Genomic DNA, 21,669 nt, shown 5'->3' with positions numbered 1-21,669 from the left:
GGCACTATCCCATGGGCCCGGCGGTCGGCGGGCCGCTGCCTGCGCGCCGTTTCCGGGCGGGGCGGCGGTGTGCTCGTCGAAGGCGCGTCGTTCCCTCCTTCCCCGAGCGGGCCTCCAACGCGTGCCGCAGGCTGGGGGTTTGACAAAATCACAAAAAGTGTCAAAGTGACAAACGTGAGCGTGAACGAGCAAGACCGCGAGCAGGCGATCCTGGACGCGGCGGCCGACCTGCTGATCAGGCTCGGCTACAACAAGCTGACGATGGGCGACGTGGCCGAGGCGGTCGCACTCCACCGGGGCCTGGTCTACCTGCACTTCAAGTCCAAGGACGAGCTCGTGGAGGCGGTGCTGCGGCGCGAGGGCGGCCGTTACGCCGGCGCCTGGCGGGAGCAGATGGAGGCCGACCCGCGCGGCGGCGACGTGGCCAGCGTCTACCGGCTGATGGTGCGCGTGCTGAAGGATCGCCCCCTGACCGCCGCCATCGCCGCGCGGGATCCGGAGGTCTTCGGCAAGTACCTGCGCAAGCCCGGCAACCTCTTCGAGCGGCTGCCCCGCACGTTCGGCATGCGTGAGTTCCTCGAGGTGATGCAGCAGGCGGGCACCGTGCGCCAAGACGTGGACACCCGCGCCGTGGCGTACATCCTCGACGCCCTCACCCCGGCCCTGCGGCGCACGTTCGCGGCCGATCGGGCGGGCTCGCCGGACCCCGATCAGCCGACGTCGGACGAGCTGCTGGAAGCGCTCGCGGACCTGCTCGATCGCGCCCTGGCCCCCGCGGACGGCGGAGACCTCGAGAAGGGCAAGGCGGTGCTGCTCGGCGGCCTGAGACAGGTCCGGGCCGAGCTCGCCACCGAGCTGGGCCCAGAAGAAGGCATAGCGGAAGAAGGAGAGGAATCATGAAGGACGACCTACTCGTCCTGGCCCTGGACGACGAACGCGCCGACCTGGACCGGGCCGGGGGCAAGGGCGCCTCGCTGGCCCGCCTGGCCGCGGCCGGGCTGCCCGTGCCGCCGGGCTTCCACGTGACGACGGCCGCCTACCGCCGCTTCGTCGCGGAGCACGGCCTGCAGGAGCGCATCGTCGAGCTCGCCGCCGCCGCGTCCCCCGACCGGCCGGAGACCTGCGACGCCGCGGCAGAGAAGATCTCCGCGCTCTTCACCGAGCAGCCGATGCCGGCGGAGGTGGCCGAGGCCGTCGCCGCCGCGTACGGCGCGCTGGGCGAGGACGGCCCTGCGGTGGCCGTACGGTCGTCGGCGACCGCGGAGGACCTGCCCGAGATGTCCTTCGCCGGGCAGCAGGAGACCTACCTCAACATCCGCGGCACCCCCGAGGTCCTGGACGCGGTCAAGCGCTGCTGGGCGTCGTTGTGGACGGCCCGCGCCATCGGCTACCGCGCCCGCCAGGGCATCGCCTCGGACGACGTCAGCCTGGCGGTCGTGGTCCAGGAGCTCGTGCCGGCGGACGCGGCCGGCGTGCTGTTCACGGCCGACCCGCTGACCGGCGCCCGCGACCGGGTGATGGTCAACGCGGCCTGGGGGCTCGGTGAGGCGGTCGTCAGCGGCCAGGTCAGCCCCGACACGCTCGTCGTCGCCAAGGCCGGCGGTTCGGTCCTGCGCCAGGACGTCAGCGTCAAGGAGGTCATGACGGTTCGCACCGCCGACGGGACCCGCGAGCAGCCGGTGCCCGCCGACCTGCGCGAACGACCTGTGCTCGACAAGGAGCAGGCGGCCGGGCTGGCCCGCCTCGCCGTCGGGATCGAGGAGCTGTACGGGCAACCGATGGACATCGAGTGGGCCCGGCACGACGGCCACCTGTACATCCTGCAGGCCCGTCCCATCACCGCGCTGCCCGAGGCCCGCCAGGTCGACTGGGAGCTGCCCGACCCGAAGGGCAAGTACGTACGCGGCAGCGTCGCGGAGCTGCTGCCCGAGCCGCTGTCCCCGCTCTTCGCGACGCTGGGCCTGGACGCCTGGAAGAAGGCCACGCTGGAGCACTACGCCAGTGTCCGGCTGCCGTACTTCGCCGAGCCCTTCGCCGTCATCGGCGGATACGCCTACTACAACATCACCTACACCGCCGGGATGATGGCGCGGATGGCGGTGGCGCAGCCGCGGTTCCTGACGTTCACCCTGCCCAAGGGGTTGCGGACGGCGCCGGAGCGCTTCCGCAAGGCGCACGCCGACTACGCCGCCGTGGCCGCCCGGCGCGGCGCCGCCGACGTGGAGGCCGCGCCGGCGGGCGAGCTGCTGTCAGGGGTACGCGAGATCGTCGAGACCGCGGCGCACTACTACGGGGCCGCGCAGAGCGGCGTGCTGCCGGCCGCGTACATGAGCGAGTCGATGTTCACCGCGGCGTACAAACTCGTCAAACGGCCGGGCGACCCGTTGCCGGTGACGTTCCTGCTGGGCTTCGAGCACAAGCCGCTGCGGGCGGAGAAGGCCCTGTACGACCTGGCGTGCTGGGGACGCGAGCACCCCGAGCAGGACATCTCCGGCCGGTTCGCCGCCTATCTGGCCGAGTTCGGCGACACGGTCTACGATCTCGACTTCGCCAAGGCCCTGCCGGCGGAGGATCCGGAGCCGCTGCTGCAGACCCTGCGCTTCTTCCAGACCGGCGAGGCGCCCAGCCCCCACGAGCGGCAGCGCGTCGCCGTGGAGGCACGGGAGCACGCCATGCGCCGGCTGGAGGCCCGCCGCGGGCCGCGGGCGGCGTTCGCGCGGCGGGTGCTGCGCTGGGCGCAGAAGATGGCGCCGCTGCGCGAGGACGCCCTGGCCGACGTGGGCCTCGGCTGGCCGGCGGCACGCCGTGCGCTGCGCGAGATCGGCCGCCGCCTCGTCGCCGCCGGGGCGCTGGCCGATCGGGACGACGTGTTCTGGCTGCGCCTGGACGAGCTGGAAGCCGCCGTGGGCGTACTGGACTCCGGGCCGGGCTCCCCGGCCGACTCGCGCGCCGTCGTGGCGGAGCGGCGGGCCACGTGGCGGGCGCAGAAGGCGATCGCGCCGCCGCACGTGCTCCCGGCCGACGGCGGCACGAAGGTCCTGGGCATCGACTTCTCCCGCCTCCTGCCCGGGCACCACGACGACGGCTCCTCCGACGTCATCAAGGGCGTGCCCGGCAGCCCGGGGCGGGTGACCGCGCCCGCGCGGATCATCCACGGCCCCGACGAGTTCGACCGGATGCGCCCGGGCGACGTGCTGGTCGCGAGGATCACCACCCCCGCGTGGACCTCGCTGTTCGCGCTCGCCTCCGCCGTGGTCACCGATGTCGGAGGCCCGCTCAGCCACAGCTCGATCGTCGCCCGCGAATACCGCATCCCGGCCGTACTCGGCACCGGCGCGGCCACCGGGCGCCTTGCCGACGGCCAGAAGGTCGTCGTCGACGGAGACGCGGGAACCGTCACCCCCGTCCACTCCTGACCTCACACGAGAGCAGGCAGCACCATGGAATTCATCCCCTTGTGGGAGGGCGCCTCGCAGGAGGCGATGCTCGGCCACGAGACCTTCCTCCCCGAGGTCGCGGCCCCTGGGAAACTCCGGCTGATCCGCAACGTGCGAGCCCCTTCGCTGACCGTCCACACCCCTGACCCGTCCGTCGCGACGGGCACCGGTGTGATCCTCTGCCCCGGCGGCAGCTTCGCCACCCTTCCCCACTGGGACGACCCCGAGATCGAGGGCATCGTGCGCCGGCTCACAGAGCCGGGCCTGACCGTGTTCGTCCTTAGATATCACCTGATGCCGACGCCGCGCGACGACGGCGAATTCGTGCGGATGGTGATGAACGGCATCATGGACGCCATCAAGACGCACGCCCGCGTCGCCAAGGACGATGCCCTCCTGGCCATGCGCGTCGTCCGCGAGCGGGCCGCCACCTGGGGCGTCGACCCGCGGCGCATCGGGATCATGGGCTTCTCCGCGGGCGGCCTGCTCACGACCGCCACCGCGACGGGCTACGACGCGGACACCCGGCCCGACTTCGCCGCGCCGATCTACGGCACCTTCTTCGACCCGTACACCGTGCCGCCGGACGCGCCGCCGCTGTTCATCTCGTTCGCCAGTGACGACGTGGGCGAGGGGGTCGTGTCGTCCTGTCTCGCGCTGTACGCGGCCTGGCACGCCGCCGGCCGCTCGGCCGAGATGCACGTCTACGCCACGGGCGGCCACAGGTTCGCCGCGGCCCCGCCCGGCCCGCCGAGCAGCTCGTGGACCGACCGGTATCTCGACTGGCTCGGCCACGCGGGATTCATGGGGTGACGCGCCGTGATGAGGCTATCGGGCGGCGTCCCAGCCGTAGCTCTTCATGAGCCGGGCCGCCACCCGCGCGAAGCGGTCGCCGTCGAGCACCGCGCCCTCGCGCCGGATGTCGTCCTCGTCCAGCACGAACACCCGGTCCAGCCGCACGTGCGACACCCGCCCGTCCCGGCCCCAGGCGCCGAGCTCCACCCAGTCGGGCCCGTCGTCGCCCTTGCTGGACAGCATCACGCCGAGGAGCCTGCGCCCGGTCCGGCCCACGATCAGTAGGGGACGGTCCTTGCCGCGGGACGGGTCCTCCTCGTAAGGGACCCAGGCCCAGACGATCTCCCCCGGGTCGGCCAGGCCGTCGAGGTCGGGGGAGTAGGACAGGGTGGCCGAGTCGCCGAGGGAGTGGATCTCGCGTACCGCGCCCCGGACGGGTCGGGGGTCCTCACCTAGATCGCGCATTGGGGGAGCCTACGGCGGCGCGCCGCCGAAATCCAGCCAGGTGGGGTGTTCACAGCCCCGCGAAGAAGGTCCTGATGTCGGCGGCCAGCAGGTCGGGGGCCTCCAGGGCGGCGTAGTGGCCGCCCGCCGCGAACTCCGACCAGTGCACCACGTTGTGCGCCCGCTCGGCGTACCGCCGGACCGTGCTGTCCCCGGGGAAGACCGCCACGCCCGTCGGGGTCTTGCCCGGCGCGTCCGGCACCGCCCAGTCGCCGCCGCTCTCCCGGTAGATCCGGGTGGAGGATCCGGCGGTGCCGGTGAGCCAGAGGATGGTGACGTCGGTGAGGACGTCGTCGGCGGCCACCCCGCCGGCGTCCCGCCCCCAGGAGGCGAACGCGTCGAGGGTCCAGCCGAGCAGCCCGGCCGGCGAGTCCGCCAGGGCGTACGCGAGCGTCTGCGGCCTGGTGCCCTGGACGGCGGCGTACCCGGAGAACTCCTTCTGCCACCGCTCCACGCCCCGGGCCCGCTCCATCTCGGCCTCGGTCAGCCCCGACATGTCGTCGGTGACGAACGCGGTGAGCGCGTTCACGTGCACGCCGGCCACCCGTTCGGGGGCCAGCCGCGCCACGGCCGGGGACACCAGGGCGCCGAAGTCGCCGCCCTGCGCGCCGTACCGCTCGTAGCCGAGCCGCGCCATCAGCTCCACCCAGGCGGCGGCGACCCGGCGCACGCCCCAGCCCGGCTCCGTCGTGGGGCCCGAGAACGCGAACCCCGGGATGGATGGGATGACCAGGTGGAAGTCCCGGCTGAGCGGCCCGGCGACGCGGGAGAAGTCCGCGAACGTGCTGGGCCAGCCGTGCGTCAGCAGCAGCGGCAGCGCGTCGGGCCGGGGCGAGCGCACGTGCGCGAAGTGCACGCGCTGCCCGTCGATCACGGTCGTGTACTGCGGGAACACGTTGAGCCTGGCCTCGTGCGCGCGCCACGAGTAGCCGTCGAGCCAGTACGCGGCCAGCTCGCGCACCGCTTCGGCCGGCACCCCGTACGACCAGCCGACACCGTCGAGGGCGTCGGGCCAGCGGGTGCGCTCCAGCCGCTCACGCAGGTCGTCGAGCCGGTCCTCGGATATGTCGATGACGAATTCGTCCATGTCGACGACGCTATGCGGCAATGCGGTCAGATTCGGGCCGCAACTGGTGTGCATGCAGTACACCTCGGGTCTCGGCGAGACTGCTGCACTGGCTGCGGCTTCCTTACGATGTCGTGAGGGCAACGACTGCGATGAGTGTCGCTGTGAGGCCGCCCGCGGTCACCAGCGCTGCGGCGGCCAGTGGCAGGCTCCGGGTCCACGCGCGCAGTCTGGCGGAGGTCGTCGCGCGCATCAGGGCATCCCTGCCTCGTAGGACGAGGATGCCGGCTCCGGCGAGGGTGGCTGCCATCCCGACGCCGAACGCGGCCACCATGGCGAGGGCGAGCAGCGCCTTCCCCGTGACGAGTCCCGCAAGCAGCAGCAGGAAGGCCGAGGGAGAGGGCAGCAGCCCACCCGACACGCCCATCGTCACGATTCCGCGCCAGGTCAGAAGCGACGCGACGTGCCCGTGCCCGTGCCCGTGTCCATGCCCGCGCCCGTGTCCATGCCCATGTCCGTGTCCGTGTGTGGCGCGATGGCTGTGCAGATGCCGTACGAGGAGGAACAGGCCGACACCGACGACAACGAGCGACGCCACCAGTTGGAGCCACCGCGTCACCACCCCCAGCGAGGGAACGCTGTCCACGGCCAGCCACCACCCCACGGCGAGCACGGCGACCGACACGGTGTGCATGGCCGCCACCACCCCGCCCAGCAGGATCGCGTCGCGGATCCGGCCGTTCCCCCCGACCAGGTATCCGGCCGTCAGCGTCTTGCCGTGCCCCGGCGCGCAGGCATGTGCCGCCCCTGTGACCAACGCGACCAGCAACGCCAAAGGGAACGCGACGTCAGTGTCCACCAGGGAAGACAGCTCAGCCGCCCATATCCCGGCAGGCCCGGCCGGCGGAAGGGACGCATCGGAGGCCGATGCGCCGCCGAAGCGGAGAACGTGAGCGGGTGCCGCCGCGGTGTGCAGCGCGCCCCCGCCGCTCGGTGTGGTGGACACCGTCCGGTACGCCTTGTCCAGATCGGTGAGCGTGGTGATCCTCAAGATGACGGCACGCACCTCCGCTCGGCACCGGAAGCGCAAGACCGCGCCGGAGGCGGCGATGGACTCCGCTCGTACCGACTTCAGCGCGCAAGCCCCACCGTTCTGGACCACCTGGATGTGCCGGCCGAGATAGTCGCCGACGCCCTGGCCGCGACCCGCGAGCGCCTGGTCGAGCCGCGACAGGTCGTCGTCCGCCGCCGACCAGGTCACTTCGACCGTGTCACCGTACGCGGCAACCTTCGCCGCGAGCGGCGGGCCGAAGGGGTGTGCCCACCCCGGGCCCGCCGCTCCCAGCAGGGTCAGCCCCGTCACACCCGCGACCGCGAGCAGCCGGGTCAGCACCCGTGCCAACATCGCATTCACTGACCGAGGACCCTCGTGGCCGCGAAAGCGTGGATCGAGCCGTCGTCGGTGAGCGCGAACAGCAGATCGCCGCTCACCGACAGCGCCGACGCCACGCCGCCACCCAGGTTGTACTCGGACAGCTTGCGGCCGGTCGCGCGGTCGATCGCGACCACGCGCCCGTCCCAGGTCGTCGCGTAGACCACGGTCTCGGTCGCCAGCGTGTGCATCGCCGGCGACCCGGGTCCCGCCGCGGCGCACCCGGCGGCGATCCGCCACTTGTCGTCCATCGGGCTCTCGTCCGGCAGGTAGCCGAGAGGTGTCTCCCAGACCGGCGTGGCGGGGGTGGCGGTGGCGGTGTCGTAGGCCCTGACGACGCCGTCCACGCTCGCGACGTACGCCATGGAGCCTCTGGTCGCCGGGCTCGTCACCGGCGGCGGCCCCGGCTCACAGGCGCTCGACGTGCCGAGCTTCGCGTGCCAGCGGACCTTGGCCCCGTCCTGCGGGTCATGTCCGCGGACGCCGGAGGAGGTCGCGGTCACCAGCCCCGTGTCGGTGAAGGCGGGCGAGGACTGGGTGAACAGGTCGCCTCCCGTGTTCACGGTGGACAGTTGCTTGCAGGTGGTCAGGTCCATGGCGATCAGGGACTGGCTCGATCCCGAGTGCAGGTAGGCGGTGGTGGAGCCGGGCCGCCGTACGGCGACGCTGTGGAACTCGCCCCAGCCGGCGGGGGCGCCGAACCCTCCGGGCAGGGTGTCGCCGGTCTTCGCGTCCCGGCAGAGCACCTTGTCCCACGCCTGGTAGACCGCCACCGCGCGGTCCGGCAGGTCGAAGACGCTGACCGGGCCGCCCGCCCGGCCGTAGCGCCGTACGGTCGATCCCGCGACATGCTCGTCGTCGATCGTCTCCCACACCACTTTGCCCGTCCTCGCGTCGAGGGCGTAGACGCGGCCGACGCCCGTGGTGAGATACACCTTGCCGGCGTGCACGGTGGGGAAGGACTCGGCGTCGCCATCCAGGTAGGTGCGCCACACCTCCGTGCCGGTGGCCGCGTCGTAGGCGAGCATCATGCTGTACGGCGAGTCGAACGCCTGCGAGGCGACGATCGCCTTGCCGCCCGACACGGCGGCGCCGTTGAGGTGGAACTGTTCACCGGTGCTGGCCGCCCAGCGCAGGCCGAGCCGGGCGCCCGGGTCGCTCTGGGCCGATGAGCGGGCCTCCTCGCCGCCGCCCTGCCTGGTCCAGTCCTGGCCGAGCCGGGGTTGGTTGAGCCGGGCGTCGGCGACCACGTCGAAGGCAGTCTTGACCGTCGGCCACGGCTTGCCCGCCGTGTCCACGATGGCGAGCTCGGCTGCGTAGGAGCCGGGGTGCAGCCCGGCGATCCTGGAGCTGACCCTGGTCCAGGAGACATGTGCCTTGGGGCACGGCTCGGGGGTGCCGCCCGGCGGCGCGTAGCAGTTGACCCGGCCCGTGGGCCTGGTTTCGCGGCCGAACTCGAGGTCTCGCCCGCGCCAGGCCACCTTGCCGTTCTTGCCGCGGACGGTCAGCTCCGCCGTGGCCGGGGTGCGGCCGTCGTCCTCGGCGTAGATCTCGAGAGGGACGCCGCCCCTCGCCCCGTGCACGCTGCCCTCGGCCGGGCTGACCAGTGCGACGTCGTCGTCCACCTCGAACTGGCGGTGCGTGCCGGTGACGTAGCCGACGTCCTCGTTGCGCCGGGTGTCAGGGTCGTCGGTGATCCCGCGGAAGTCGAGGATCTTGTAGTCGGGCCTGGCAGAGTCGATGCCGTAGACGCCCATGTTGTTGACCTCGACCGACCTGGAAAACGCGCCCCTGCGGTATTCGGCCTGCTGGTTGTGGCCCGCGGCGAACATCCGCACGTCATACTTGGCCAGCTCGTCGACGGTCGGCTGCATGCCGGCGCCGGGTCCCCAGCGGGTGAACAGCGAGCGGTGGGCGAACACCAGCACCTGCTTGCCTGTCGCGTGCCTGCGCAGGTCCTCGCGCAGCCACTCCAGCTGCGGGGCCAATCCTCTGGCGTCGTAGTTGTCCTCCAGCACGACGACGTGGCGTCCGTTGCGGTCGAAGCTGTACCACTCCGGGCCGACGTTCCTACGCCAGTACTCCAGGCTGCCGCCGTACCCGGTGGAGGCTGCCGTGCCGCCGACGTCGTGGTTGCCTATGACGGGATAGTACGGGTGGCCGAGCCGGCCCTTGCGAAGGCCCTCGCGCAGAATGTCGTAGCCACCCTGGCGGCGTGGTTCGGCCGCATAGTCGGTCACGGTCAGATCGCCCGTGGTGATGGTCATCGTGGCGCCGTGTACCTCCGCCATCGCCTCGACCTGGCCCTGCCAGCGCGGCAGCGCGCTCTTCGCCTCGTCGTCGTCGCGGTTGCCCACTTCGACGTCCGAGACCATCAGCCACTTCTCCGTGGGGTCGGCGGCGTTGGGGTCGGGGACCAGCGCGAAGTCGAGCCCCTTCAACGGTCCCCGCCCGGCGGGCACCTCACGGAAGAAGGCCGGCACGAAGTCGTCGCGCAGGACCGGCGTGTAACCGTTCGGGGAGACGACGCTGACCAGGTCCGTCTCCCTGCGGTTACGGTCGACGGGCAGCGTGTAGCCTCCGTCCGCTCCTGTGGTCGCCCAACCGGCGCCGTCGGTGACGGACACTCCGGGCAGTCCCTTCTCACCGGCGTCCCTGACGCCGTCGCCGTCCTGGTCGGTGAAGACCGTCCCCTCGACGGTCACGACGTCGGAGCCGACTCCGGTCAGGGTGAACGTGACCGGGTCGCTCAGGGATACGTAGCCGTCGTCGGCCAGGAAGTACGCGGTCCAGGAGCCCTCTCCCAGCGGGCCGGTGTCCAGCGTGACGGTTCCCTCGGCGAGCGGCGCGTACACCCAGGTCCTCGAGGCGACGGAGCCCGGCTTGCCATCGGTGCCGTAGATGCCCACCCAGTTGCGCGCGTTCGGTTTGTCGGTGACGTAGCGGAAGGTAATGGGCTGGCCGACCTTCGGATCGGTCGTGGTGAGAGTGAGGCTACTGGCCGAGGCGTCCATGCTCTGTGCCTGCGGGCCCTCCGCGACAGCTTGCGCGGTGCCGGGGGCGAGCACCGCGATCACGGTTGCCGCCGCCACGGCACCCGCCCATCCCGTACGGCGGCGCAGCCACACGAGTCCAGCGATCGCCAGCAGCAGGCCGAGCACCGTCAGCATGACAGGCAGCGACGGCAGGGGCGGCCAGATCGGGGCCGGCGCGTGCGAACCGGTGCCGTCGACGACGGGCAGCACGGGAGTCACGGTCGACGCCGCGCCGTCGAACTCGGCGACCACTTGCGACAGCCCGCCCGCGCGCAGCAGCGGGCCCAGATCCAGCCTGTCCACCGGGCACGACCATGCCAGTTCGATGACCACGCCATCGGGGATGCCGCCGTCCTCGCCTGACACGCCATGCGCGCTGACGGGGCAGTTGGCGCTGAGCAGACCGGCCGCCCACGCACCGGCACGGTCAGGGGACACGACCTCCCTGTGCACAACCAAGCGACCGCTTGTTATCTCGTTGGTGCCACTCACGACCAGCTCGCCGTGCGTGGGCGCCAGATGGGCGGCGGCTGGACCAGCCAAGACTCCGAGGGTGACGGCCAGCGCTGCGGTGAACGCGGCGACGGCGCGGACGCATCGCGATAAGGAATGGGATATAAGGGACATGGAAGAAAGCTAGACAAGTTGCTCTTCAGGGAGCCACTCTCGGCACAGATGTTCACTCTGTGCGCCCCATGAGTTCATGGGCGGACCGGGATGCCGGCCACAGCGCGGCGGTCCGGCTCGTGCCCTTGGTGAACGGCGGCTTTCCTCTAGAATCTGATTCTGTGTCAGCGTTCTTCACCCAGAAGCAGGGCGAGCTGGTGCCCGCGCCGCACGCCCGAGGTCCCTGGTCCCCCGACATGCTCCACGGCCGCCTGCTCGGCGGGCTCGCCGCCCGCGCCATCGAGCGGCGCTACGCCCAGCCGGGGCTGCACTTCGCCCGCCTGACGGTCGACCTGTTCCGCAACAGCCCGATGGTGCCGGTCACGGTGGAGACCTCGCTGGTCAGGGCCGGGCGCAGGATCCTCGTGGCCGACGCGGTGATCATCACCGAGCAGGGGGTGATCGGGCGGGCCGGCGCCGTGCTGCTGCGGCAGGGCGAGCAGCCGGAGGGGGAGCAGACGTTCGTCACGCCCCCGTGGGACACGCCCGCGCCCTCCGAGGCGCCGGTCGACGGGCAAGCCACGTGGAAGCCGCCGTTCGACCTGTGGCGCGTGACGGAGTGGGCGGCGCCGGGGCCGGGGCGGGTGTGGCTGCGGGAGTCGTATCCGCTGGTGGACGAGGAGCCTTTGACGCCGTTCGTACGCGCGGCGCTGGCCGCCGACTTCGCCAGCCCGCTGAGCAACTCCGGGGTGGAGGGGCTGCGCTTCATCAACGCCGACTACACGCTGACGCTCGCCCGGCTCCCGTCCGCGGAGCTGATCGGGGTCGAGGCCACCGGCCACCTCTCCGCCGACGGGGTCGCCACGGGGCAGGTCACCATGCACGACACGAACGGGCCGTTCGGGTTCTGCGTGGTCACGGCGGTCGCCAACACGATCGGCATCGGCGGCCGCTAGGCGGACCGGCCTCGTGCCCGCCGGAGATTGTCGTACCCGCGGCGTAACGTTGCGCGGGTGCGTTCAGCTGTGCGTCTCGCCGCCGGGGACGGGTTCCGGCTCGATGCCGTGACCTGCCTCGATGACCATCGCGGGTGGTCGGCGGCGGAGCTGGGCTCAGGGCACCGCCTGGTGCTGGTGCGCCGCGGCCTGTTCCGGCGCAAGGCCGACGGCCGGGCCGCCGTGATCGACCCGACGATGGCCTACCTCGGGGTGCCCGGCGAGGAGGAGCACTTCGCCCACCCGGCGGGCGGCGACGTGTGCACCTCGGTGTCCTTGACCCCCGAGCTGTGGCGCACCCTCGCCGGGGAGGGCACGCCTACCCGGCCGACCCTTTACGTGGACGCCCGCCTCGACCTCGCCCACCGGCGGGTCCTCGCGGCGGCGCGGGGCGGGGACACGGCTTTCGAGCTGGCCGAGTCCCTGCTCTCCCTCATCGGCGCCACCCTCGCCCAACTCACCCCAGCGCCCACGCCGGCCTCCTCCGGCTCGGGTGCCACCGAGACGACGGGCAACACGGAGCCGCCCGCCCTCGGGCCGGACAGCCCCGAAGCGCCCGCTGTCCGGCCGGGCGGTGCTGAGGCGACCGCCAGGGTGATGCCCGTCCCTCGGCCGGGCGGCTCCGATACCGACGACGCCGTGGCGCCCGCTTCCCGGACGGCCGACGCCGGAGGTCTTACCACCAGGGATCGGAGCGTCGCCAAGGCGCATGCGGCCAAGGGGAGACCTTCTCCGGCGGGCCGCTCCCGGGGTGGCGGCGTGCCGAGATCCGGTGCGGCGATCGCCGACGCCGCTCGGGAGGCCATCGCCGCCGATCATCCGGCGGCCGGTGGGCTGATGTCGCTGGCGGAGCTCCTGGCAGTCTCGCCGTACCAGCTCAGCCGGGCGTTCACCCGGGAGCTGGGCGTCTCCCTGACCCACTACCGCAACCGCGTGCGCGTGGGCCGGGCGCTCGACCGGCTGGAGGACGGCGAGCCGAGCCTGGCCGGGCTGGCCGCCGACCTCGGGTTCGCCGACCAGGCCCACCTCACCCGTACGATCCGCCACCACGTCGGCCACACCCCGACCGCCCTGCGCCGCCTGCTCGCCCCCCGCGCTCCCTGACGGAGAACGCGAGGGGACACCGGACGAGTCAGCCGCTCATGACGCAGAAGGGGTGACCTTCGGGGTCGAGGAGCACGGTCCAGTCGCTGCCGCCCGGCTGGAAGTCGGGCACGGTGGCGCCGAGCTCGGCCAGTTCCTTCATGGCGGCCTCGACGTCGGCGACCGTGAAGTCGAGGTGCGCGTGCTTGCCGCTGTCCGGCCAGGCAGGGCCCTGGTAGCCGTCGATCCGCTGGAAACCGACCGAGACCGGGCCGCCCTCGAGGGTGACGAAGTCGGGGTCGTCCGAGGTGATCCGCCAGCCGGTGGCCCGGGCGTAGAAGGACGCCAGTGCGGCGGGGTCGGCACAGTCGATGACGATGGAGGTGAGTGTCGCTGTCATGCGCCCAGCCTCGCGGCGAAGGGGCGGCCGGGTCTTGAACATCCTTGCACCACCGCCATCCGCACCCCGGCGCGGGTGGCGGTGGTGAGGTGTGGGTCAGGCCGGGTGTTCGGTGCGGTCGCCGGACCAGTCCGTGTGGAAGGAGCCGTCCTTGTCCACCCGGCGGTAGGTGTGGGCGCCGAAGTAGTCGCGCAGCCCCTGGACCAGCGCGGCCGGGAGGCGGTCGCGGCGGAGGCCGTCGTAGTAGGCCAGCGCCGAGGAGAAGCCGGGCGTGGGCACGCCGATCTGCACCGCCGTCGTCACCACGCGCCGCCAGGCCTCCTGCCCCGCGTCCAGCGCGGCCGCGAAGGTCGGGTCGGCCAGCAGGGTCGGCAGGGCCGGGTTGGCGTCGTACGCGGCCCGGATCCGGTCCAGGAACTTGGCCCGGATGATGCACCCGCCGCGCCAGATCGTGGCCATGGCCCCCAGGTCGAGGTCCCAGCCGTACTCACGGGAGGCGGCGGCCATCTGGTCGAAGCCCTGCGCGTAGGCGACGATCTTGGACGCGTACAGGGCCTGCCGCACGTCCTCCACCAGCTCGCGGCCCCCGACCCCGGAAAGGGCGGGCCCCTGCAGCGACGCGGCGGCGGCGCGCTGCTCCGGGTGGCCGGACAGGGCGCGGGCGAAGGTCGCCTCCGCGATGCCCGTCACCGGCACGCCCAGGTCGAGCGCGCTCTGGACGGTCCAGCGGCCGGTGCCCTTCTGCTCGGCCTGGTCCACCACGACGTCCACGAACGGCTTGCCCGTCTCGGCGTCCACCTGGTCGAGCACCTCGGCGGTGATCTCGATCAGGTACGAGTCCAGCTCGCCCCGGTTCCACTCGCGGAACACCGAGGCCAGCTCGGCCGGAGTCGCGCCCAGGGCCTGGCGCAGCAGGTCGTACGACTCGGCGATGAGCTGCATGTCCGAATACTCGATGCCGTTGTGGACCATTTTCACGAAATGTCCGGCCCCGTCGGGGCCGACGTGGACGCAGCACGGCACCCCGTCCACCTTGGCCGAGATGTCCTGCAGGATCGGGCCGAGCGCCTCCCACGACTCCTTCGAGCCGCCCGGCATGATGCTGGGCCCGTTCAGCGCGCCTTCCTCGCCGCCCGAGATGCCGGTGCCGACGAAGTGCAGGCCGCGCTCGCGCAGCGCCGCCTCGCGCCGCCGGGTGTCGTCGAAGTGCGCGTTGCCGCCGTCGACGATCATGTCGCCCGGCTCCATCAGGTCGGCGAGCTGGTCGATCACCGCGTCGGTGCCCGCCCCCGCCTTCACCATGATGATCGCCCGCCGTGGTCGCTTCAGCGAGGCCACGAAGGCGGCCAGGTCCTCGGACGGGACGAACGTGCCCTCCCCGCCGAACTCCTTGACCAGCTGCTGCGTGCGCCCATATGTGCGGTTGTGCACGGCTACCGCGTATCCGTGCCTGGCCAGGTTGCGGGCCAGGTTGCGCCCCATGGTGGCCAGGCCGGTGACGCCGATGTCTGCCAAGTCCATCTCAAGCTCCTTTGTGGGGGATACGCATGATCCAGCTCGGTGGTTCCAAGGGATATTCCAACATCAGTCCGACTGCCGGACGCCCAGCTCGTCGAGCCTGTCCAGCATGTCAGCCGGATCGGCGTAGACCCTGAAGGCGCCGGCGCGTTCGAGCTCGTCCCTGCCGTACCCACCGGACTGCAGCCCGATGCCCAGCGCGCCGGCCCGGCGGGCGGCGAGCAGGTCCCAGACGCTGTCGCCCACCACCATGGCATGCGCCGGGTCCACCCGGACCAGTGCCGCACCGGCCAGGAACAGGTCGGGGTCCGGCTTCGCCCTGCGCACCATGTCACGCGTGATCATCGGGGTGTCGTCCGGCAGGCCCAGCATGCCCAGCGCGAGCCGCGCCGTGCGGGCGTACCCGCTGGTGGCGATCGCCCACGGCACGCCGCGCGAGGACAGCTCCGACAGCAGCTCCGCCGCGCCGGGCAGCGGCCGGACGGAGTGGACCTGCTGCTCGTACGCCTCCATGTGCGTGGTCTGCAACTGGTCGATCTGCTCCCGCGTCAGCTTCAGCCCGGTCTCGCGCAGCAGCGCGCTGACGAACAGCCCGCCGCTCATGCCGATGCGCCGGTGGATCCGCCACACCGACAGGTCGATCCCCATGCTCGACAGTGCCTGCCGCCACGCGATGACGTGCTGGTAGACGCTGTCGATCAGGGTGCCGTCCAGGTCGAAGAGGAACGCGGGCGTCGGGGCCTCCGGAAACTCGCTCATGGGTCCATGACACCATGAGGCACTATGCGGATCATCATCGCGGGTGGTCACGGGAAGATCGCCCTACGCCTGGAGGAACGGCTCAAGTCCGGCGCGGTCGGCATCGTACGCAATCCGGCGCATGTCGCCGACGTCGAGGCCATCGGAGCCGAGGCCGTGGTGTGCGACCTGGAGCGGGCGACCGTCGAAGAGGTGGCGGCGATCGCCGAGGGCGCCGACGCGGTGGTCTTCGCGGCCGGAGCCGGTCCCGGCAGCGGCACGGCCCGCAAGGACACCGTGGACCGGGCCGCGTCCGTGCTGCTGGCCGACGCCGCCGAGCGCGCGGGGGTGCGGCGGTTCATCCAGGTCTCCTCCATGGGCGCGGGCAAACCGCCGCGGGGTGGCGACGAGGTCTGGGCCGCGTACATCAAGGCCAAGACCGAGGCCGAGGAGGACCTGCGCGCCCCTTCGTACGGAGAGGACCGTAGCGACGAAGTCCCCGCGAGAATACGCGACCAGCGGCGGCCCGGGCGGCTGACCGACGAGCCCGGCACGGGGCTGGTGCGGCTGGCCCCCGAGGTCCAGCCGGGGGCGGTGCCGCGCGACGACGTGGCCGCCGTCATCGTGGCCCTGCTGGAAGCCCCCGGTACGGTCCGCAGGACCCTGGAACTCGTCTCCGGGGACACGCCCATCAAGACCCTCCTTGGGACAGAGTGATTTCTGTGACTGAATATCGCGCACTTGGACGTACTGGACTCAAGGTCAGCCCGCTCTGCCTGGGGGCGATGATGTTCGGCGGATGGGGTGAATCCGACCCCGCGGAGTGCGCCAGGATCATCGATCGGGCGCTCGACTCGGGCATCAACTTCATCGACACCGCCGACGTCTACGCCCAGGGCCAGTCGGAGGAGTTCGTCGGCCAGGCGCTCGCCAAGTCGGGCAGACGCGACGACGTGGTGCTGGCCACCAAGGTCCACGGCGTCATGGGCGAAGGCCCCAACCAGCAGGGCAACTCCCGCCGCTGGATCATCCAGGAGGTCGAGAACAGCCTGCGCCGCCTGGGCACCGACTGGATCGACCTCTACCAGATCCACCGCCCCGACCCGGCCACCGACATCGAGGAGACCCTCGGCGCGCTCACGGACCTCGTACGGCAGGGCAAGATCCGCTACATCGGCAGCTCCACCTTCCCCGCGCACCAGATCGTCGAGGCCCAGTGGGCGTCGGAGCGGCGCTCGCTCGAACGGTTCGTGTGCGAGCAGCCGCCGTACTCGCCGCTCGTCCGCGGCATCGAGGCCGACGTGCTGCCCGTGGCCGAGAAGTACGGCATGGGCGTCATCGTGTGGAGCCCGCTGGCCGGCGGCTGGCTGAGCGGCCGCTACCGCAAGGGGCAGGAGCAGCCGCAGACGCGCAGGGCGTCCCGGCTGCCCGAGCGGTACGACATGACCAAGGAGGTCAACCAGCGCAAGCTGGACGCCGTCGAGCAGCTCGCCGTGCTGGCCGAGGAGGCGGGCATCACGCTGGTCGAGCTGGCGATCGCGTTCACGATCAGGCACCGGGCGGTGACCTCGGCCATCATCGGGCCGCGCACCATGGAACACCTGGAGGGCCAGCTCAAGGCCGCCGACGTGCGCCTGAGCGACGACGTGCTCGACAGGATCGACGAGATCGTCCCGCCGGGCGTCACGCTCAACCCCGCCGACCGGGGCTGGCAGCCGCCGGAGCTGGGCGACGCGGGCCTGCGCAGACGTCCCTGACCGGGCCTCAGGCTTTGCCTGGCGCTGGGTGTGACTTTCGGCATCCGCGGTAGGTGTCCCCCGAATCGAGGGGGGACATGCTATGTCGTTTTTCGGCGGGGACCCGTTCAGAGGGTTCGAAGAGCTCACGGGCCGGGTGTTCGGCGGCATGGAGACCTGGCCGCCGACCCGGCCCGGCGTGCAGAGGGTGGACGTCGGCCGGCTGCTGTCGGCCCCAGCGAGGGAGGTCCTGGCGCGGGCCATGGACGCCGCCGGTCAGCGCGGCGCCCCCGACCTGGACGTGCTCGACATCCTCGACGCCCTGACGGAGGACGACGCCGTCCGCAACACGCTGCGCACGGCCGGGGTGGACGTGGGCCGGGTACGCGACCGCATCGACGAGGTGGCCGGGCCCGGCGAGGCCGGCGAGCCGCCCGCCACGCTCTCACCGGCCGCCAAGAGGGCCATCCTCGACGCCCAGCGGATCTCGCGTGCCCTGCGCTCGTCGTACATCGGGCCCGAGCACCTGCTGCTCGCGATCGCCGCGCGCCCCGACTCCAGCGCCGCCCGGATCCTCCAGGATCAGGGCGTCTCCGCGAACGAGCTGCAGGAGGCCATGATGGCCGTCCCGCGCCGGACCGACGGCGAGCCGCGCCGCCAGAGCGACACGCCGACGCTCGACGAGTACGGCAGGGACATGACCGAGGAGGCCAGGCAGGGCAAGCTCGACCCGGTCGTGGGCCGCGAGGAGGAGATCGAGCAGGCCATCGAGGTGCTGTCGCGCCGTACCAAGAACAACCCGTGCCTGATCGGCGAGCCGGGCGTCGGCAAGACCGCGATCGTCGAGGGCATCGCCCAGCGCATCGTGAACAACAGCGTCCCCGACACGCTGAAGGACCGGCGCGTCGTCGGCCTCGACCTGACCGGCATGGTGGCCGGGACGAAGTACCGGGGCGAGTTCGAGGAGCGCATCAAGAAGGTCATCGACGAGGTGCGCGCGCACTCCGACGAGGTCATCGTCTTCATCGACGAGGTCCACAACCTGGTCGGCGCGGGCGCCGCCGAAGGCGCCATGGACGCGGCCAACATCCTCAAGCCCGCCCTGGCCCGCGGCGAGCTGCATGTCATCGCGGCCACCACGATCGACGAGTACCGCAAGAACATCGAGAAGGACGCCGCGCTCGAACGCCGCTTCCAGCCCATCCTGGTCTCCGAGCCGACCGTGGAGGAGACGGTCGAGATCCTGGCCGGGCTGCGGGACGCGTACGAGGCGCACCACCAGGTCCGCATCACCGACGAGGCGCTCGACGCCGCCGCGAACCTGTCCGACCGCTACGTCTCCGACCGGTTCCTGCCCGACAAGGCCATCGACCTCATGGACCAGGCCGGCGCCCGGGTGCGGCTGCGCTCGCGCACGCCCGGCGCCGACGTACGGGAGCTGGAGGAACGGCTCGACGCGCTGCGCCGGGACAAGGACCAGGCCGTCTCCGCCGAGGACTTCGACCGCGCCAAGGACCTCACCACGCAGATCGACAAGATCAGGCCGGAGGTCGAACGCGCCAGGCACGGCACGGACAGCGTGCCCCTGGTCACGGTCGAGGACATCGCCGAGATCGTCTCCCGCCGCACCGGCATCCCGGTCACGCAGCTCACCCAGCAGGAGCGCGAGCGCCTGATGCGCCTGGAGGAGCACCTGCACGAGCGCGTGATCGGCCAGGACGAGGCCGTCACCGCCATCGCGGAGGCCGTACGCAGGGCGCGGGCGGGCCTGAAGGACCCGAACCGCCCGATCGGCAGCTTCCTGTTCCTCGGACCGACGGGGGTCGGCAAGACGGAGCTGGCCAGGGCGCTGGCCGCGGCGCTGTTCGGTGGCGAGGAGCACATGGTGCGCATCGACATGAGCGAGTTCCAGGAGCGGCACACGGTCTCCCGCCTCATCGGCGCGCCGCCCGGATATGTCGGGTACGAGGAGGCCGGCCAGCTCACCGAGGCCGTCCGCCGCCGCCCGCACGGCGTGATCCTGCTGGACGAGATCGAGAAGGCCCACCCGGACGTCATGAACATCCTGCTGCAGATGCTCGACGACGGCCGCCTCACCGACGGCCAGGGCCGCACGGTCGACTTCACCAACACGATCGTCATCATGACCAGCAACATCGGCGCCCAGCTCATCCTGGACTCGCCGGGCGACGTCAAGGACCTCGAAGACCGGCTCATGGACCTGCTGCGGCACTCGCTCCGGCCGGAGCTGCTCAACCGCATCGACGAGACGATCATCTTCAAGCGGCTGGAGAAGGAGCAGCTGCGCCAGATCGTGGACCTGATGCTGGAGCGCACCCGGCAGCGGCTGCGCGGGCAGGGCATCGCGCTGGAGGTCACGGACGCGGCCAAGGACTGGCTGGCGGAGCGCGGCTACCAGCCCGAGTTCGGCGCCCGGCCGCTGCGCCGGACGGTGCAGCGGGAGGTGGACAACCGGCTGGCCACGATGCTGCTGACCGGCGAGGTGGAGGAGGGGGGCCGGGTGTCGGCGGACGTCGAGGGCGACCACCTCACCTTCCGCGCCACCGCCCCCCAGCCCACCACCTGACCACCGCACCCGGCTGGTGTCCTTCGGCGGAGGCGAGCGGCCGCGCGTGGCCGGGGTCCTTCGGCGGAGGCGGTCAGGTGCGGGCCGCGGTGGCGCGGGCGCGGCATTCGGCCAGCGTGAGGCCTGCCAGGGCTTCGCGTACGGCGGGTACACACACCGGGGCCATGGACAGGCTGGTCACGCCGAGCCCCACCAGCAGGGGCGCGAGCAGCGGATCTCCGGCCGCCTCCCCGCACACCCCGACCGGCTTGCCCGCCTCCTGACCCGCCTCGGCGCACATGGCGATCAGCTCCAGCAGCGCGGGCTGGCGCGGGTCGAGCAGGTCGGCGAGGGCGGAGTGCTGGCGGTCGGCGGCGAAGGTGTACTGGGCCAGGTCGTTGGTGCCGATGCTGAGGAAGTCCACCTCCTGCAGCAGCCGCCCGGCCCGCAGCGCCGCCGCCGGGACCTCGATCATCGCGCCCACCCTGGCGATGCCCTTGGCACGGGCGCGCCGCGCGAACCCGGTCGCCTCCGCCATCGTGGTGACCATGGGCGCCATCACCCACGCCTCCGCGCCCGTCTTGCGGGCCGCCTCGGCGATGGCGTCGAGCTGGGTGTCCAGGACGTCCGGCAGCAGCCGGTCCACGCGCAGGCCGCGTACGCCGAGGGCCGGGTTCGGCTCGCCGGGCAGGCCGAGGAAGGGCAGGGGCTTGTCGGTGCCCGCGTCGAGCGTCCGCACGATCACGCTCTCCGCCTGCGCGAACACCTCCGCGTACGCGGCCACCTGCTCCTCGTACGACGGCGCCGTCGTACGGTCCAGGAACAGGAACTCCGTCCTGAACAGCCCGACCCCCTCGGCGCCCGGCCGCAGGTCCTCGGCCGAGCCGATGTTGAGCAGCAGCTTCACCGGATGGCCGTCCGCCGTGCGGCCCGGGCCGCGGCCGGCCGCCAGCCTGGCCCGCTCCGCGCGGTCGGCCTCCCGGACCTCGGCGGCCTCCTCCTCGGTGAGGCCGACGGCGAGCTCGCCGGTGCCGCCGTCCACGCCGACCACGGTGCCGTCCGGGACGTCCACGATCCTTTTGCAGGCCACCACGGCGGGCAGGCCCCGGCCGCGGGCGAGGATCGCGGTGTGGCTCGTCGGCCCGCCCCGCTCGGTCACCAGCGCCAGCACGTCCGGGCCCAGGCCCGCGGTGTCGGCGGGGGAGAGGTCCTCGGCCACGAGCACGTACGGGTGGCCGGGGGAGGGGAGCCCCGGCATGGGGAGGCCGAGCGCGAACGCCACGGCCCGGTGCTTGAGGTCGTCGAGGTCGGCGGCCCGCTCGGCCAGGTAGCCGCCGAGCGCGGCCAGCGTGTCCCGGTGCTGGACGAAGGCCGCGTCCAGGGCGTGGGCGGCGTCCATGCCGTCCCGAGTCCGGGCCTGGGCGTCCTCCAGCAGCATCGGGTCGTCGGCGATCATGGCCAGCGCCTCGAGGATGTCCGCCGCCTCCCCTGAGGCGCCGGCGGCGCGGCGGGTGAGGTCGGCGGCGACCGCCTCCAGTGCGCCGGCCACGGCGGACGCCTCGGCGGCCGGATCGGTGACCGGGCGCGGCGGGGGCAGCGTCGGAGGGGCGGCCATCCGCATCGTCGGCCCCGCCGCCCGCCCCCGGCTGACCCCGAGGCCGATCAGGCGCCCGCCGGCACCCGCCCAGGGACCGCTGCCAGAAGGGGCCGGGTCAGGACGACCGCTGCCCGAAGGGGCCGGGTCAGAGAGGCCGGGAG

At 72.4% G+C, this 21,669-nt stretch carries 16 protein-coding genes; 8 read left to right on the top strand and 8 right to left on the bottom strand.

From position 1 onward, the window contains the following. The first annotated feature begins 180 nt into the window (after positions 1 to 180). From ACIBI9_RS31630 to ACIBI9_RS31620, 3 genes are read left to right on the top strand one after another with little or no spacing between them, the layout of a single operon-like run. On the top strand, positions 181 to 900 hold the full coding sequence (locus tag ACIBI9_RS31630; protein WP_397227183.1) for a TetR/AcrR family transcriptional regulator: 720 nt from the start codon (positions 181 to 183) through the stop codon (positions 898 to 900). After that, the gene (locus tag ACIBI9_RS31625; RefSeq protein WP_397227181.1) at positions 897 to 3,416 is read left to right on the top strand and encodes a PEP/pyruvate-binding domain-containing protein; all 2,520 of its coding nucleotides are present in this window, start codon (positions 897 to 899) and stop codon (positions 3,414 to 3,416) included. The genes ACIBI9_RS31630 and ACIBI9_RS31625 overlap by 4 nt, the downstream gene beginning before the upstream one ends. A gap of 24 nt (positions 3,417 to 3,440) precedes the next feature. After that, positions 3,441 to 4,250: an alpha/beta hydrolase gene (locus ACIBI9_RS31620; RefSeq protein ID WP_397227179.1), complete on the top strand. Its 810-nt coding sequence runs from the start codon at positions 3,441 to 3,443 to the stop codon at positions 4,248 to 4,250. A 15-nt stretch (positions 4,251 to 4,265) separates the two neighbouring features. On the opposite strand, the gene ACIBI9_RS31615 is transcribed toward ACIBI9_RS31620, so the two are convergent. The 4 genes from ACIBI9_RS31615 to ACIBI9_RS31600 all read right to left on the bottom strand — a co-directional run bounded on the left by ACIBI9_RS31615 (position 4,266) and on the right by ACIBI9_RS31600 (position 10,707). Further along, positions 4,266 to 4,697 carry a type II toxin-antitoxin system PemK/MazF family toxin gene (locus ACIBI9_RS31615; protein WP_397227177.1) on the bottom strand — a complete coding sequence of 144 codons (432 nt, stop codon included), beginning with the start codon at positions 4,695 to 4,697 and terminating at the stop codon, positions 4,266 to 4,268. A 49-nt stretch (positions 4,698 to 4,746) separates the two neighbouring features. Next, positions 4,747 to 5,823, bottom strand: coding sequence for an epoxide hydrolase family protein (locus tag ACIBI9_RS31610; RefSeq protein WP_397227175.1), 1,077 nt, complete (start codon positions 5,821 to 5,823; stop codon positions 4,747 to 4,749). A 103-nt stretch (positions 5,824 to 5,926) separates the two neighbouring features. After that, positions 5,927 to 7,207: a hypothetical protein gene (locus ACIBI9_RS31605; RefSeq protein WP_397227173.1), complete on the bottom strand. Its 1,281-nt coding sequence runs from the start codon at positions 7,205 to 7,207 to the stop codon at positions 5,927 to 5,929. A 5-nt stretch (positions 7,208 to 7,212) separates the two neighbouring features. Beyond that, the gene (locus tag ACIBI9_RS31600) at positions 7,213 to 10,707 is read right to left on the bottom strand and encodes a PQQ-binding-like beta-propeller repeat protein (RefSeq protein ID WP_397227171.1); all 3,495 of its coding nucleotides are present in this window, start codon (positions 10,705 to 10,707) and stop codon (positions 7,213 to 7,215) included. Between the two features lie 350 nt (positions 10,708 to 11,057). On the opposite strand from ACIBI9_RS31600, the gene ACIBI9_RS31595 reads away from it, so the two are divergent. Together ACIBI9_RS31595 and ACIBI9_RS31590 are read left to right on the top strand one after the other, a co-directional pair. Further along, positions 11,058 to 11,831 (top strand): acyl-CoA thioesterase domain-containing protein, encoded by a 774-nt coding sequence (locus tag ACIBI9_RS31595; protein WP_397227168.1) that lies wholly within the window; start codon positions 11,058 to 11,060, stop codon positions 11,829 to 11,831. 57 nt (positions 11,832 to 11,888) lie between these two features. Next, complete coding sequence (locus ACIBI9_RS31590) at positions 11,889 to 12,974, top strand: helix-turn-helix domain-containing protein (RefSeq protein WP_397227165.1); 1,086 nt, start codon at positions 11,889 to 11,891, stop codon at positions 12,972 to 12,974. A gap of 28 nt (positions 12,975 to 13,002) precedes the next feature. Here the strand turns inward: ACIBI9_RS31590 and ACIBI9_RS31585 are convergent, their stop codons facing one another. The 3 genes from ACIBI9_RS31585 to ACIBI9_RS31575 all read right to left on the bottom strand — a co-directional run bounded on the left by ACIBI9_RS31585 (position 13,003) and on the right by ACIBI9_RS31575 (position 15,630). Next, on the bottom strand, positions 13,003 to 13,353 hold the full coding sequence (locus ACIBI9_RS31585; RefSeq protein WP_397227163.1) for a VOC family protein: 351 nt from the start codon (positions 13,351 to 13,353) through the stop codon (positions 13,003 to 13,005). A 96-nt stretch (positions 13,354 to 13,449) separates the two neighbouring features. Beyond that, positions 13,450 to 14,874 (bottom strand): NADP-dependent phosphogluconate dehydrogenase, encoded by a 1,425-nt coding sequence (gndA, locus tag ACIBI9_RS31580; RefSeq protein WP_397227161.1) that lies wholly within the window; start codon positions 14,872 to 14,874, stop codon positions 13,450 to 13,452. A gap of 63 nt (positions 14,875 to 14,937) precedes the next feature. Further along, positions 14,938 to 15,630, bottom strand: a complete 693-nt coding sequence (locus ACIBI9_RS31575; RefSeq protein WP_397227159.1) for an HAD family hydrolase — start codon at positions 15,628 to 15,630, stop codon at positions 14,938 to 14,940. Between the two features lie 24 nt (positions 15,631 to 15,654). Here ACIBI9_RS31575 and ACIBI9_RS31570 point away from each other — a divergent pair, with 24 nt between their 5' ends. From ACIBI9_RS31570 to ACIBI9_RS31560, 3 genes are all read left to right on the top strand, one after another. Further along, positions 15,655 to 16,326, top strand: coding sequence for an SDR family oxidoreductase (locus tag ACIBI9_RS31570; protein ID WP_397227157.1), 672 nt, complete (start codon positions 15,655 to 15,657; stop codon positions 16,324 to 16,326). 5 nt (positions 16,327 to 16,331) lie between these two features. Then, a complete protein-coding gene (locus tag ACIBI9_RS31565; RefSeq protein ID WP_397227155.1) occupies positions 16,332 to 17,366 on the top strand; it encodes an aldo/keto reductase in 1,035 nt (344 codons plus the stop codon). An 82-nt stretch (positions 17,367 to 17,448) separates the two neighbouring features. Further along, positions 17,449 to 19,932, top strand: coding sequence for an ATP-dependent Clp protease ATP-binding subunit (locus tag ACIBI9_RS31560; protein WP_397227153.1), 2,484 nt, complete (start codon positions 17,449 to 17,451; stop codon positions 19,930 to 19,932). A gap of 73 nt (positions 19,933 to 20,005) precedes the next feature. Here ACIBI9_RS31560 and ptsP read toward each other — a convergent pair whose 3' ends face one another. Next, complete coding sequence (gene ptsP, locus ACIBI9_RS31555) at positions 20,006 to 21,526, bottom strand: phosphoenolpyruvate--protein phosphotransferase (protein ID WP_397227151.1); 1,521 nt, start codon at positions 21,524 to 21,526, stop codon at positions 20,006 to 20,008. Between the last annotated feature and the right edge of the window lie 143 nt (positions 21,527 to 21,669).

It is taken from the genome of Nonomuraea sp. NPDC050451, assembly GCF_044458585.1.
This window is presented reverse-complemented; position numbering and strand designations above follow the sequence as displayed.

What these genes read in the sequence shown, in the direction of transcription:
- ACIBI9_RS31625 (WP_397227181.1), top strand. Translation starts at nt 897, where the DNA reads ATGAAGGACGACCTACTCGTCCTGGCCCTGGACGACGAACGCGCCGAC.
- ACIBI9_RS31620 (WP_397227179.1), top strand. Translation starts at nt 3,441, where the DNA reads ATGGAATTCATCCCCTTGTGGGAGGGCGCCTCGCAGGAGGCGATGCTC.
- ACIBI9_RS31615 (WP_397227177.1), bottom strand. Translation starts at nt 4,697, where the DNA reads ATGCGCGATCTAGGTGAGGACCCCCGACCCGTCCGGGGCGCGGTACGC.
- ACIBI9_RS31610 (WP_397227175.1), bottom strand. Translation starts at nt 5,823, where the DNA reads ATGGACGAATTCGTCATCGACATATCCGAGGACCGGCTCGACGACCTG.
- ACIBI9_RS31605 (WP_397227173.1), bottom strand. Translation starts at nt 7,207, where the DNA reads ATGTTGGCACGGGTGCTGACCCGGCTGCTCGCGGTCGCGGGTGTGACG.
- ACIBI9_RS31585 (WP_397227163.1), bottom strand. Translation starts at nt 13,353, where the DNA reads ATGACAGCGACACTCACCTCCATCGTCATCGACTGTGCCGACCCCGCC.
- gndA (WP_397227161.1), bottom strand. Translation starts at nt 14,874, where the DNA reads ATGGACTTGGCAGACATCGGCGTCACCGGCCTGGCCACCATGGGGCGC.
- ACIBI9_RS31575 (WP_397227159.1), bottom strand. Translation starts at nt 15,630, where the DNA reads ATGAGCGAGTTTCCGGAGGCCCCGACGCCCGCGTTCCTCTTCGACCTG.
- ACIBI9_RS31570 (WP_397227157.1), top strand. Translation starts at nt 15,655, where the DNA reads ATGCGGATCATCATCGCGGGTGGTCACGGGAAGATCGCCCTACGCCTG.
- ACIBI9_RS31560 (WP_397227153.1), top strand. Translation starts at nt 17,449, where the DNA reads ATGTCGTTTTTCGGCGGGGACCCGTTCAGAGGGTTCGAAGAGCTCACG.
- ptsP (WP_397227151.1), bottom strand. Translation starts at nt 21,526, where the DNA reads ATGGCCGCCCCTCCGACGCTGCCCCCGCCGCGCCCGGTCACCGATCCG.